This is a genomic window from Stenotrophomonas sp. 109824_Sma (genome assembly GCF_056480025.1).
On record NZ_CM151078.1, the window covers coordinates 2,919,554 to 2,932,522 of the forward strand.

General features: G+C 66.2%; 14 protein-coding genes. 1 reads left to right on the forward strand and 13 read right to left on the reverse strand.

Features of this window, described 5'->3' with window-relative positions:
* Positions 1 to 2: 2 nt before the first annotated feature.
* From ACZK1G_RS13855 to ACZK1G_RS13900, 10 genes are all read right to left on the reverse strand, one after another.
* Entirely contained in the window at positions 3 to 2,390 is a 2,388-nt protein-coding gene (locus ACZK1G_RS13855) for a Tex family protein (protein ID WP_101765700.1), read from the reverse strand.
* Positions 2,391 to 2,597: 207 nt separating this feature from the next.
* Positions 2,598 to 2,813 carry a hypothetical protein gene (locus ACZK1G_RS13860; protein WP_006452005.1) on the reverse strand — a complete coding sequence of 72 codons (216 nt, stop codon included), beginning with the start codon at positions 2,811 to 2,813 and terminating at the stop codon, positions 2,598 to 2,600.
* A gap of 403 nt (positions 2,814 to 3,216) precedes the next feature.
* Complete coding sequence (locus ACZK1G_RS13865; RefSeq protein WP_101765701.1) at positions 3,217 to 3,672, reverse strand: hypothetical protein; 456 nt, start codon at positions 3,670 to 3,672, stop codon at positions 3,217 to 3,219.
* 133 nt (positions 3,673 to 3,805) lie between these two features.
* Complete coding sequence (locus tag ACZK1G_RS13870) at positions 3,806 to 4,873, reverse strand: chymotrypsin family serine protease (protein ID WP_158298002.1); 1,068 nt, start codon at positions 4,871 to 4,873, stop codon at positions 3,806 to 3,808.
* Positions 4,874 to 5,257: 384 nt separating this feature from the next.
* The gene (locus tag ACZK1G_RS13875) at positions 5,258 to 5,710 is read right to left on the reverse strand and encodes a hypothetical protein (RefSeq protein ID WP_101765702.1); all 453 of its coding nucleotides are present in this window, start codon (positions 5,708 to 5,710) and stop codon (positions 5,258 to 5,260) included.
* Complete coding sequence (locus ACZK1G_RS13880; RefSeq protein ID WP_075677623.1) at positions 5,707 to 5,910, reverse strand: PspC domain-containing protein; 204 nt, start codon at positions 5,908 to 5,910, stop codon at positions 5,707 to 5,709. The genes ACZK1G_RS13875 and ACZK1G_RS13880 overlap by 4 nt, the downstream gene beginning before the upstream one ends.
* Positions 5,911 to 5,977: 67 nt before the next feature.
* The gene (locus ACZK1G_RS13885; protein WP_424143768.1) at positions 5,978 to 6,349 is read right to left on the reverse strand and encodes a YfeK family protein; all 372 of its coding nucleotides are present in this window, start codon (positions 6,347 to 6,349) and stop codon (positions 5,978 to 5,980) included.
* 55 nt (positions 6,350 to 6,404) lie between these two features.
* Positions 6,405 to 7,472, reverse strand: coding sequence for a class III poly(R)-hydroxyalkanoic acid synthase subunit PhaC (locus ACZK1G_RS13890; RefSeq protein ID WP_049444248.1), 1,068 nt, complete (start codon positions 7,470 to 7,472; stop codon positions 6,405 to 6,407).
* Positions 7,469 to 8,533: a class III poly(R)-hydroxyalkanoic acid synthase subunit PhaE gene (gene phaE, locus ACZK1G_RS13895; RefSeq protein WP_101765704.1), complete on the reverse strand. Its 1,065-nt coding sequence runs from the start codon at positions 8,531 to 8,533 to the stop codon at positions 7,469 to 7,471. Before phaE ends, ACZK1G_RS13890 begins: the two co-directional genes overlap by 4 nt.
* 22 nt (positions 8,534 to 8,555) lie before the next feature.
* On the reverse strand, positions 8,556 to 9,170 hold the full coding sequence (locus ACZK1G_RS13900) for a CDP-alcohol phosphatidyltransferase family protein (RefSeq protein ID WP_014037616.1): 615 nt from the start codon (positions 9,168 to 9,170) through the stop codon (positions 8,556 to 8,558).
* A 347-nt stretch (positions 9,171 to 9,517) separates the two neighbouring features.
* Between ACZK1G_RS13900 and ACZK1G_RS13905 the strand changes: the two genes are divergently transcribed.
* Entirely contained in the window at positions 9,518 to 10,168 is a 651-nt protein-coding gene (locus tag ACZK1G_RS13905) for a class I SAM-dependent methyltransferase (RefSeq protein ID WP_101765705.1), read from the forward strand.
* Between the two features lie 64 nt (positions 10,169 to 10,232).
* Here ACZK1G_RS13905 and ACZK1G_RS13910 read toward each other — a convergent pair whose 3' ends face one another.
* The 3 genes from ACZK1G_RS13910 to ACZK1G_RS13920 form a co-directional block, all read right to left on the reverse strand.
* Positions 10,233 to 11,594 (reverse strand): MATE family efflux transporter, encoded by a 1,362-nt coding sequence (locus ACZK1G_RS13910; protein ID WP_101765706.1) that lies wholly within the window; start codon positions 11,592 to 11,594, stop codon positions 10,233 to 10,235.
* Between the two features lie 118 nt (positions 11,595 to 11,712).
* Positions 11,713 to 12,330: a DUF2239 family protein gene (locus ACZK1G_RS13915; RefSeq protein WP_197622263.1), complete on the reverse strand. Its 618-nt coding sequence runs from the start codon at positions 12,328 to 12,330 to the stop codon at positions 11,713 to 11,715.
* A gap of 143 nt (positions 12,331 to 12,473) precedes the next feature.
* Positions 12,474 to 12,962, reverse strand: coding sequence for an NUDIX hydrolase (locus ACZK1G_RS13920; protein WP_101765708.1), 489 nt, complete (start codon positions 12,960 to 12,962; stop codon positions 12,474 to 12,476).
* Positions 12,963 to 12,969 lie beyond the last annotated feature (7 nt).

The window sequence follows — 12,969 nt, forward strand, 5'->3', positions numbered from 1 at the left end:
CCTCAGCTGCGCTTGGCCCGGGCAAAGGCCTCGGCCAGGGCATTGTTGGCCGGCGGCGCAGACTGGGCAGGACGGCCACCAGAGCCCTGGCCGCGGTTCGGTCCACGGTTCTGGCCGCCAGCGTCACGGCGCGGCCCCTGGCCCTGGCCGCGCTCATCGCGCTGGCCCGGGCGGCTGGTGGCCTGGCCCGGGGTATCGTCCAGGCGCCGGGTCAGGGCGATGCGCTTGCGCGCCACATCCACCTCCAGCACCTTCACCTTGACGATGTCACCGGCCTTGACCACGTCGCGCGGGTCCTTCACGAAGGTATCGGAGAGCGCCGAGATGTGGATCAGGCCGTCCTGGTGCACGCCGATATCGACGAAGGCTCCGAAGGCGGCCACGTTGCTGACCACGCCCTCCAGCACCATGCCCTCGCGCAGGTCCTTGATGTCCTCGACGCCCTCGGCGAAGCGCGCCGCCTTGAACTCCGGGCGCGGGTCACGGCCCGGCTTTTCCAGCTCCTTCAGGATGTCGCGCACGGTCGGCACGCCGAAGGTGGCATCGGTGAACTGCTCGGCCTTCAGGCCACGCAGGAAGCCGCCATCGCCGATCAGCGCCTTGATCGGGCGCGCGGTGCTGGCCACGATGCGCTCAACCACCGGATAGGCTTCGGGGTGTACCGCCGAGGCGTCCAGCGGCTGGTCACCATCGGCGATGCGCAGGAAGCCGGCGCACTGCTCAAAGGTCTTCTCGCCCAGGCGCGCGACCTTGAGCAGGTCCTTGCGACGCTTGAACGGGCCGTTGTCGTCGCGATGGCGCACGATGTTCTCGGCCACGGTGGCCGACAGACCGGACACCCGTGACAGCAGCGCGGCCGAGGCGGTGTTCACGTACACGCCGACCGCGTTCACGCAGTCCTCCACGCGCGCATCCAGCGCCCGTGCCAGGCGGTACTGGTCCACGTCGTGCTGGTACTGGCCAACGCCGATCGCCTTGGGTTCGATCTTCACCAGTTCGGCCAGTGGATCCTGCAGGCGGCGCGCGATCGACACCGCGCCACGCAGCGACACGTCCAGCCCCGGGAATTCCTTGGCCGCGAACTCGGACGCCGAGTACACCGACGCCCCCGCCTCGCTGACCACCACCTTCTGCAGCTTCGGGTTGGCGACAGCCTTGATCGCTTCGCCGGCCAGCTTGTCAGTTTCGCGGCTGGCGGTGCCGTTGCCGATCGCGATCAGTTCCACGTTGTGCTTGGCGCACAGCTGCTTGATCGTCTGCAGCGACTGCTCCCACTGGCGACGCGGCTCATGCGGGTAGATGGTGTCGGTGGCGACCAGCTTGCCGGTGGCATCGACCACGGCAATCTTGCAGCCGGTGCGGATGCCCGGATCCAGCCCGAGTACGGTCTTAGGGCCGGCGGGTGCGGCCAGCAGCAGGTCCTTCAGGTTGTCGCCGAACACCGCGATGGCCTCGGCTTCGGCCTTTTCGCGGGCCTGGTTGAACAGGTCCAGCAGCAGATGGGTGTGCAGTTTGGCGCGCCAGGTCAGGCGGCAGGCATCCAGCAGCCAGCGGTCGGCGGCACGGCCCTGGTCGGCGATGCCGGCCTTGCGCGCCACGCGTCCCTCGGCGTACTGATGGCCAGCCTCGGCGTCGCTGCCCGGGTCCAGTTCCAGGAACAGGATCTCCTCGCGGCGCGCACGGAACAGTGCCAGCAAGCGGTGCGATGGAATCTTCGCCAGCGCCTCGGCATGCTCGAAATAGTCGCGGTACTTGGCGCCTTCGGTTTCCTTGCCCTCGGCCACGCGGGCACGGATCACGCCGGTCTCGCCCAGCCAGGTGCGCAGCTCGCCAACCAGCGCGGCATCTTCGCCCCAGCGCTCCATCAGGATTGCGCGGGCGCCTTCCAGCGCGGCCTTGGTGTCGGCCACGCCCTTGTCGGTGTCGACGAAGGTGGCCGCGAAGACCTGCGGGTCCTGCGTCGGGTCGGCCAGCAGGCCATCGGCCAGCGGCTCCAGACCGGCCTCGCGGGCGATCTGGGCGCGGGTACGGCGCTTGGGCTTGTACGGCAGGTACAGGTCTTCCAGCCGGCTCTTGGTATCGGCGGCCAGGATGTCGTTGCGCAGTTCGTCGCTGAGCTTGCCCTGTTCGCCGATGCTGGCCAGCACCGCCGCGCGACGGTCTTCCAGCTCGCGCAGGTAGGTGAGGCGCACTTCCAGGTTGCGCAGCTGGGTGTCGTCCAGGCCCCCGGTCACTTCCTTGCGGTAGCGCGCGATGAACGGAACGCTGGCGCCCTCGTCGAGCAGGCCGACGGCGGCACGTACCTGGGCGGACTGGGCACCGATCTCGTCGGCGATGGTCTGGGCGATCTGCTGGGCGAGCGCGCTCTGGGCGTTCTTGGCGTCGTGCATTGCTTCAGGTCTGTGCCGCGTTTCGGGAAGACCCCATTCTGGCAATCCACGACGGAGCCGGACAAGGCATTGACAGGGGGCGAGGTTCAGCGGCTAGGCCGGAGTGGACGCCGGCATCCTGGCGAAGAGAGGGCTCGGACTGGCCCTGGGCTGGGATGCCGGCGCGGGCGCACGATGGTGGGCGCGCCCTGCCGCGTGTTGCGAAGGTCAGCGGTAGTGGCGGGCGGCGCGCTGCATGACGATGTCGTCACGCATGCTTTCCAGGGCCATCAGGCGGACCTTGCCGACACCCTGCAGTTCCATGAACCGCTCCGTGTAGAACTCCGGCCCCAGCGCGGTGTCGGCGCGGGATTTGCTGAAGCCGTAGGGCACCACGCCCTTCTCGCCATCCTTGCTACCACCGACATAAAGAACGATTGCCATGTGATGTATTCCTCCAAATTACTACTGCGTACTGCACTCGATGAGCGATGCTGCGAGCTCATCGAGGGAGAGCTTACCGCGTCGAACCTGACTGGAACGTCACGAAGGCTAATGACGATCGGTTGCATGCAGATGACTGCGGGATCGCAGCAGAATGCTTACGGATCTTTAACTTCCGGCTAACGAATCCGCACCTTCAGGCAATCCCGAAGGCGCTCTCGCATGGTCGACTGAAGCAGGCGAAGGGCGCCGGGACGAGCACTGCGGCGCGAAAAGGAATGAGTCGCGCGCCACCACTGACCGGTAACGAGCCCGGCCCGATGCCAGAGCTGCTGCTCAGAAGTGATTCCGCAGAAAAAGTGTGAACGGGCGCAGCGTTCGGCAGGCCTCCTGACCTGTAGATCTAAAGCCGCACGCCTGCCGTGCGCTCGAAGTGAATCCGGATGTTCATCCTCCTTTCCACCTCTCTCTGCCGTGCGCGATACGCTTCCAGCACGTCGGGATCCACAACGCCGATATCAATGCGCCCTTCGGCGGCATTCACTCCGATGCCCTCTGCTCGAGGAAAAAAAGCCCGAAGTCGATTTGACGCTACGATCTTCTGGAGGTCCGCAATTGAATGCTCCGCCCCGGGCTCAAAGGTCACCCTCACGGATCCCACTGCCGTCGACACCACCCGACTGGGCACTGGTTCGGCCCCTTTCAGGCGCACCTTCATTTTCAGTGGATGCTGCTCGATCACGCGCCCTGCGTAGCGATCGCCGAACTCCTGGACCATGGCAGAGTTCAACGGTGCCAGCGCCGTTCTTTCAGCGCTCAGCCGCTCAACATCGCTCTCGCCAGCGATGTCTGACGCCATGACGCGCCCTGCTGCGGAGTTCAGGGGCGGCGAGGCTGGCTCGGCTGCGCACGAAGTCATTGAAACAACCAGCACTATGCGCGCGACTGCCCTGGCATTCATCTCCCTCTACCCTCCAGACGCCTAGCGAGTATCAATTTACCTTGACCCCGATGGCATCCTGCACGCGTCCGAGCGGCATAGCAATCACGTAGTTGCATTGACCCGGGAGCGGCCCCTCGCTGTCAGCACCGCTGACAATTGCAACAGGCATTAGCCCGTTGGTGACGACCGGTCCTCCACTGTCTCCACCGTCACACAGGAGCTCTTGCGGCGGCGAAGAACTGAACTTCATCCAGTTGTCGGTGCATTTCTGGTTGTTGCACACACTGCTACCTGGCTGATAATGCAGGTCATCCAGAACGCCACAGCTCCAGCCTGTGCGAGTTCCCCTGTGGCAGAGAATCAGGAATCCCTGCCAGCCGTCCACAAGGTCAGTGAGCGGCTCAGCGAGTGACGCAACTGTTTCTGATCCGAAGTAGTTCATGAATATGGACCACGTCGCATTCGCACTATTGGGCATCGGGTGCCATTGGACGTCATTTGCGGCATCCCATCGAATTCTTGATGGATCAACCTGAAGATCGAGAACGACATTGTCAGAATTCCCGGGAATTGACTCGTATCGCAGTAGATCTGGGCAATGAGCGGCGGTGATGATGCCTGCCTCGCCGGAAGGGCTGTACGCGCGAAATCCAAACGTGCAAAAAGCACTGTTGTTCACTGCACGGCCACCGGAACGAATGGGCAACGCCGCCAGTGGGCGGTCTCTCGAAGAGGTCGCGCGCAGCTCAGTGGGAACGCCCAGAAAGCGCTCTATTTCCAGGCGCTCCGCGCTCGCAGCCCTTAGGGCTCCATCGTTGGGAACCGTGATATACAGCACCCCTCTTCTTACATCGACACCGACACCGTCCGCGTCTGGCACCAACTGCCTCGGCTTGCCCGACCGTAAAACTGATCGCAACTGCTCGATAGAGTGAAGATGACCTCCCTCGAAGAGGACTTCAACTACTCCATAAGGCGTTTGAAATCGCCGCCTCGGCTCGTGGGATATCCCCGTAAGCCTCACTGTGACGCGCATAGGCTCTTCCGAGAAGTCATGCCCCGCATAGCGCCCTTTCATCTCCGACACAATCTGACCAGTCAGCCGTGCCGCTTCCATGCGAAGACTCAGGCGCCGAGACGATTCATCGGCCGTAATACCATTTATCACTGCAAAGTGACGTTCCGCGGGACCTTCGACAAGCGCACGTGCTGCGGCCGATGCATTTGTTGCGCACTGCGCAACTAGCCCGACCAGGACGATAGCCCCAAATGCCGATCTTCTCATTCTGCACTCCTTGCAGTTCTATCCGGATTACCAAGGCAAAGAACTGACTGGGAAAGCCACCGCTGGATCGGTGCCATCCCATGTCAACAGCCGCAAGCGTTGACTATCCACGACACTTGCAACCAGAAGAATAGGGGAAATCTGAAAGTGCACTCATCTACCCTTCAACCAACCGTTGATGAATAGGTCGACCAGCCGCCCACGAGCGATATGAAACTACGGCCACCAACCGTACCCGAACCGGGCGAAATGATCGGCCGCCCGCTCGAACGGGTTGCGCGCGCTCACCCCGCCGCACAGCAGGTACACCGGCAGGTACAGCGGCCCCAGCACCATGTACTGGTACACGTGCGCGCGCTCGTGGTCGTCCAGCCGGATCAGCGGCTCCACGCCCCACCCCGCCTGGTGCGCATAGGTGCGGCAGGAAATGCCCAGGTCATGGCCGGTATGCAGGATCACATTGCCCAGCGTGATCGCCCCGCCCGGTCCCCACGGCCAGCGGTCGAACACCAGGGCGCAGTCCCGCCCGCTCCAGCGCAATGTCGCGCCGCCGAGCATGCCGGCCAGGCCACCGATCAGGCCGAGCAGAGAATTGGGGGACGCCCATGCCGCGCCCAGCACCTGCAGCGCGCGCAGCCAGACCGGCCAGGGCTCCGGGGCCGTCTTCAATCGGCCTCGTTCGGCATCAGCAGCCACAGGATCAGGTAGACCAGGATGCCGGGGAAAGCCGCCGAGCCGATCGAGACCAGCACGAACACGATCCGCACCAGCGTGGGGCTCCAGCCGAAGCGGTGGGCAATGCCGCCCATCACGCCGGCAATCATGCGGTCGTTCAGCGAGCGCGACAGCGTCTTGGGCGTGGTGTTCATGGCGGCGTCTCCTCGGCTTGCGGGCAGAACCAGTCGAGCATGGCTCGACTCTACACCCCGGCCGTGTCTACGGCGTGCGGTGACGCAATGCCTGCAGGCGTGCACCGAACCAGGCCGCTGCCGTCTGTTCAGGCTGCCCCGGGCACTGGATGCGATAGGGCTTGCCGCTCATGCTGCTCTGGCTGGCGGCGCGCTCGATGAACTGCTCGGCGCTGTCCACCCTGTCCTTCTTCAGCAGGTAGTCGTACTTGCGCTGCAGGTGCGCGCGCGCATCGCTGCCGTCGTACCAGCTGCCATTGCGCTGGAACCGGCATTGGGAGCCGTCCAGGCTGGAGATCAGCTGGGCGATTTCTCTTCGCGCATCCGCGCTGGGGGCGGCCTGGGCAAGGGGCGCTGCCAGCAGCAGCGTGGCAAGCAGCTGCGAAATCCTTTGCGACATCATCATTCTCCATGCAGTCGAGCATGGCTCGACGCTACAAAAACCGAAGCAGCCTTTACGCGTCGCGCGCCTTCAACCAGCCATCGATCGTGGCCGGCACTTCGCGCTGTGCGCGGCCGGACACGTAGATGCCGATATGGCCGCCGCGGAAACTGGATTCGGTGTAGTCGTCCGTACCCAGGCGTCCACGCATTGCGCGCGAGGCATCCGGCGGCACCAGATGGTCCTGCTCGGCATAGATGTTCAGCACCGGCAGGGTCACCTGCGACAGATCCACCGCTTCCTCGCCGATCCGCACCGTGCCGTTCACCAGCCCGTTACCCTGGTAGAACTGCTTGATGAAGTCGCGGAACGCCTCGCCCGCCAGGTCCGGTGAATCGAAGATCCACTTCTCCATGCGCAAGAAATCCTCCAGCGCCGCCTTGTCGTCGAGGATGTCGAGCAGGCCGACGTACTTCTGCACGTTCAGGCGGAACGGCTTGAGCATCAGGTAACTGGCATTCATCAGGTCGGCCGGGATGTTGCCCAGCGTGTCGACCAGCAGGTCCACGTCCACCTGCCGCGCCCAGTGCGAGAGCATGTTATCGGCAGTCTGGAAATCGACCGGGGTGACCATGGTGATCAGCTTGCCCAGCTTCTGCCGCCGCAGTGCGGCGTAGCACAGCGCGAACACGCCGCCCTGGCAGATGCCGAGCAGGTCGACCGGGCCACCACTGCGCGCGCGCAGCGCATCCACCGCGCCATCGATGTAGCGCAGCAGGTAGTCCTCCAGGGTCTGGAAGCGTTCGGAACGATCCGGGTAGCCCCAGTCCAGCACGTAGACATCCTGGCCCAGCGCCAGCAGCTTCTGCACCAGCGAACGGTCGGCCTGCAGGTCGACCATGTACGGCCGGTTGACCAGCGCGTAGACGATCAGCAGCGGCGTGCGCCGGGTCGGTGCCTGCTCGCCGACGAAGCGGTACAGCACCACTTTGCCGTCGCGCCAGACTTCCTCGCGGGCGGTCACGCCATAGTCCACGTCTTCCACCTGCGGCAGCAGCTTCAGCCCTTCCATCAGCTTGCGCTGCATGGCCAGGGTTTCCTGCATCAGGTCATCGGCGTTGAAGCCCAGCGGTCCCTTCATCGGTCACGCGTCCGCGTGGAAGTGCGAGGTGCAGCCTTTTTCGCGGGCGCCTTTTTTTCTGTCGCCCTCTTTGCCGGCGCGGCCTTCTTCGCGGCCTTGCGCGCGACCGGCTTCACCTTCGCCGGCGCCGGCTGTGCCACCGGATCGACCTCGCCCGTACCGGCCATGGCCACCACCTGAGCCTGCAGGCGGCGCAGGCTGCGCTCCAGCTCGGCGATGCGGCGGTGCGCGGCGTCCATCTCGCTGCGGGTCGGAAGGCCGATCCGTTCACTCATCTGTTCCACCTCGCGCTGCAGGCCGGCGCGCAGCCGCATCTGCGCGTTGCCCAGCGCGGCGTATACCTGCTGGAACGGCTCGGACATGGCGACCTTGGCGTAGGCCTCCTCGGCCACTTCGATCCACAGGTCGAACATCGCGCGGGCGCTGGTCAGCTGACTGCCGGGCTGCTCGTGCTCGGCCAGACGCTGCTCGAACAGCGCGAAGGCCTCGTCCAGTGCCTGCTTGATCTGATCGACATAGGCGCGCGAATGCTGCTGGTATTCCTCCTGCGCACGCAGCAGGGCCTGCCAGCGCGCCTGGTGCTCGCGGCCAGGCCCGAACGCCGGGCTCTGCAGCCACGGGCCGGCCTGCAGCTGGAACTGCTGCAGCCAGGCGGCGAATTCGGGCACGGTAGCACCGGCGTGGGTGCTGCCACGCGCGCCCTGCAGCATCCATTGCAGCATGCCGTCGCCCTGCCCCTGCACCGCCTCGCGCCAGGCCTGGGCGACGTCGGCACTGCTGGCGTCGTGGCCGGCAAACCGGGCGGCGACTTCCTGCATGGTGCCGTACCAGCTGCCCGCCTGTTCGCGGAACCGACGCATGGCGTCTTCCGGCGCACCCTGCGCCTGTTCGGGCAACAGCTGGCCCCACCAGTCGAACAACCGCTGCCAGCTGCCGGGATCGTCACCGGCCGGGGCGCCGGGCGTGCTCGCATGACGCAGGGCATCGCCCCAGGCGCCGAAGTACTGCCGGGCCAGGGCTTCGAAATCACTGCTGCCGGTGTCGTGGGCAGAGCTGGTCATCGCAGGCCTCCGCAGGGCTGGCTCATGGCTTGGGGATACGCAGGGTCTTGCTGATCATCAGCGACCCGGACAGGGCGAACAACAGCACCATCGGGTGCAGCTGCCACGGGCCGATCTGCCACTGGCCGAACCAGATGTTCTGGCCGATGGCATCGGTACCGGCGGCGATCGCCAGCACGATCACCAGCAGCAGGCTGGTCGGGATCGGGGTGCCCTCGAAATACGCGACCTTGCCCTCGTCGCCGGCCAGCGCCTCGGCGGTGACGTTGTAGCGTGCCAGGCGGCTGACACCACAGCAGACGAAGTAGCTCAGTACCAGCCAGTCCCAGCCGCCCTGCATGCCGCAGGCATACGCCAGCGCTGCCGGTGCCACGCCGAAGGAGATCACGTCGGACAGCGAGTCCAGTTCGCGGCCGAGGGTGGAGCTGGACTTGCGCCAGCGCGCGATGCGCCCGTCGAGGGCGTCGAAGATGAAGGCCAGCGGGATCAGCGCCATGCCGAACAGCAGGTAGCCGCGCTCGCCGTCCTGCAGGAAGCGCATCGCGGCAAACACCGCACCGGTGCCGCAGAAAGCATTGGCCAGGGTGAACCAGTCGGCCAGCTGGAATTCGCGCAGCATCGAGAAGTGACGTTTCATGGGGTCTCACGGAGCATCAAGGCCCACAGGTTACCGCGAGCGCCGCCGCTGGCGACAGCGCTGGCGGGGCCGATCCTTCACCGCTCCCTCACCCGTCGTCACCGGCGGTGAATTTTTCGCCACCCATCTTGACAGCCTAGGGGGGTGGCGCCTGTCGCGGCTTATCCACAAAGTTGCCCACGCGTAATCCACACCCCCTGTGGACAACCAGATCTCACCGACTGCGACGGTGGACATTTCCTCATCACCCTTCCGCGGGGTTTCCCTACTTCCCAAGCCGCAGAGTCGGCGCTATGGTCATCGGCGGGCCCGCCGCCGCCACGTCCGAAACCCTCCGACGGACGACGATGACGATGCTGGATGCCTCCTCCCTGGCCGCGCAGCTGCGGCAGCCCCACGGCGACGCCGCACTGGCGGTGGCCGATTCAATGAATCGCAGCAACGGCGCGCTCAACCGCGCGGCGATCGGCCTGCTGGCGGTGTCGGCAGGCGAACGCATCCTGGAGATCGGTCCCGGCAACGCCGCCTTCGCGCCCGCGCTTCTGCACGCCGCCGACAGCCAGTACCTGGGGATCGAGCTGTCCCCTGCCATGGTCGAGGCCGGCAATCAGCGCCTGGACGCCGCCGGGCTGAGCGACCGTGCCACGATGCGCCTCGGCGACGCCCATGCCCTGCCAGTCAGCGATGCCTCGATGGATGCGGCGCTGGCGGTCAATACCCTGTACTTCTGGCCAAACCTGGCCCCGGTGCTGGACGAGCTGGCACGGGTGCTGCGCCGGGGCGGCCGCCTGTGCTTGGCCTTTGGCGATGCCGCCTTCATGCGCAGCCTGCCGTTCGCCGCCGATTTCCAGCTGCATGAACTGGACGCGGTGGAGCTGGCCCTGCGGGTATCCGGCTTCCGCGTCTCGGCCTGGCGCAGCCACCGCGAAACCGCAAGCGGCAATGACGGCCAGACCCGCGAAAAGCACTTCCACCTGCTGCTGGCACAGCGGCGCTGAAGTGGTAGAGCCGGCCGCTGGCCGGCTGCCCCGACCGTTCCGGGTTGCCGGCCAGAGGCCGGCACTACCCAGCCTGCACCCGACGCCAACGCGCGAAACAGAACACCTGCATCACCAGCATCGCCAGCAACCCCAGCGGCCACGCCCACCACACGCCGGCCAGCCCATGCCGCGCCTGCAACCACATCGCCAGCGGCAGCTCCAGCAGCAGTACCGCCGCCATGCCCAGCAACGCGGGCAGCAAAACCGTTCCGCTGCCGCGCATCACCCCGACCAGCACAGTGCTGCCTCCCATCGCCAGCACGCCCCACGCTACTGTGCGCAACTGCAGCGTGGCCAGTTCGCGCGCTTCGGTCGTCACCAGGATCAGCCCAGTCAGCCAGGGCGCCAGCACCATCACCAGCAGCACCACCGCGCTCAGCATCGCCAGTCCAAGCAGCACGCCGGCGCGGGCGATGGCGGGCAGCCGCGCCGTACGCCCCGCGCCCATCGCATGCGCCGCGAGGATGGTGGCGGTAATGCCCAGTGACATCGCCGGCAGCTGCACCCAGCTCATCAACTGGTTGACCGCACCATAGGCGGCCGTGGCCGTGTAGCCGTAGCGGTTGATCCAGCCCAGCAACACGATCTCGGCAATGGCCAGGCTGAGCATCTGCAACGAAGACGGCACGCCGATGCGCAGCATCTCGCGGATGATCGCGCCGTCGAAACGGATGGCGCGCAGCAGGTCACGGCCCGGCGCCAGCGGATGCCGCACCCGATGCCAGCGCCACAGCAACCAGGCCAGGGCCAGCAGCGACGCGAACGCCGCGGATACGGCCGCACTGGCCGAACCCAGCTGCGGCAGGCCTGCCCCGCCCAGGATCAGCAGCGGCGTGCACAGCAGACCGACCGCCGTGGCCAGCAGCAGCGCATGCAACGGCGACGTCGCATCACCCACTGCACGGCTCACGGCGGTGGCCAGCCACAGCAGGAAGAACGCCGGGGCCGCCAGCAGCAGCACGCGTGCATAGACGATGGACTCACTGAGGACCGCTGCCGGCGTACCCAGCGCCACCAGCAGCTGTGGCGCGAAACCGCCGCCCAGGACCATCACCAGCACCGACAACAGCAGGATCAGCGCCACCGCGCTGCCAGCCACCGCGCGTGCCTGCTGCGGGCGACCCGCGCCCCAGGCCTGGCCGATCAACACCATTGCGCCCGTGGCCAGGCCCATCACCAGGGCCAGCAGCAGGAAGAAGACCGGGAAGAACGCGGCGGCCGCAGCCACCGCCTGTGTGCCAAGCAGGTGGCCGAGATAGATGTTGTCCAGCGTGCCTGCGGCCAGCTGCAGCGCATTGGTCAGCAACATCGGCAGCAGCAGCGTCAGGTAGGTGCGCCAAAGCGGGGGTGCTGCCGGAGGTATCGGATGTACAGGGGTGCTCATGGGGTTCTCTGGGCAAGGCGCCGCCCTGCCCGGCGTTTCCGCCAGCAAAGCAAGCACAGGGGAAGCGGGCCGCGGCCCGCGATCAGATGACGCCGTCGCTCAGCAACGGCGCGATGGCTCAGCCGTCAGCGTCTTCGAAGGCCAGGCGCAGGGCGTGGTCACGCACGTCCTCGGGCCAGGAATGCAGCGCCGCTTCCAGGCCCGCGCGGTCGTGCGCGAACAGCACGCGGATGGCCTCCTCGAAGCCCGGCAGGTCACCGGCGATGGCCTGCAGGAAGTGATAGGCACGCTCGCTGTGGCGGCGCTGCCGGTCCTTGTCGGCACCGGCACGGCTGGCCGCTTCCACCAGCCTGCGCAGTACCACGGAAGCCCCACCCGGCTGTTCGGCCAGCCACACCCAATGGCGCGGCAACAGCGTCACTTCGCGGGCGACCACGCCCAGCTTGGGGCGGCCACGGCCACGCGGGGTTGCGGGTGCATCTTCGGCAGTGGCATCGGCCTCCGCCTCCATGGCGGCGGGAAACGCTTCGGTCACCCGCGCCAGCAGTTCTGCGTCGCTGCCGCGCGTGTCGAAATCGCGGGTTCGGCCGCTGGCGTTGTCGAATACCAGCAGCGGACCGGCGGCGTTGTCGGCACGCAGCTGTTTCAACGCCAGCGCAGCCACTTCAGGGGTACCGGAAGCGACCAGGCGATGGCCGTCGAAACAGCTGAAGGGAGGAAGTCGGGACGCAGGCATGGCAATGGCATCAGAGGTGACGCGCCAATATTGCCCGGGTAATTTACGGGAGTCAATATTGCCCGGGTATTAATTAACCAGGGGAGCGTGCCAACCAAGGTTGGCACCCACCCGAAAGGTTGGCGCCCACCCGATTCTTCGGGTCACAGACGACTGTAGGACCAGCTGACCATGCGGCCGTCCTTGTACGGCATCACCCCATGGAACGGGCGCGGGTCGGCGTCGAACACCAGCGGCAGGAAGTTGCGGTCGCCCTCCCACATCGGCAGCGTGTCCAGCTTGTCCAGGTCCACCCACTCCAGCGTGCCCTCGTGGTTGCCGCCGTGCGGGGTGCCCTCGAATCCATCGATGACGAACACGAAGCCCAGCCAGTCCTCGCCGTGCTTGCCGAAGCCCGGCCAGCTGATGGTGCCGCGCAGGTGCATGTCGGTGCAGAGGATGCCGGCTTCCTCGGCGATCTCGCGGCGCATGCTGGCCGCCACATCCTCGTCCGCTTCGATCTTGCCGCCCAGCCCGTTGTACTTGCCCAGGTGGTGGTCACCGGGACGGGTGTTGCGGTGGATCATCAACACCTGGCGACGATCGGGCGACAGCACATAGCCCAGGGTGGCGACGATCGGGGTATACGGCATGGGGCAG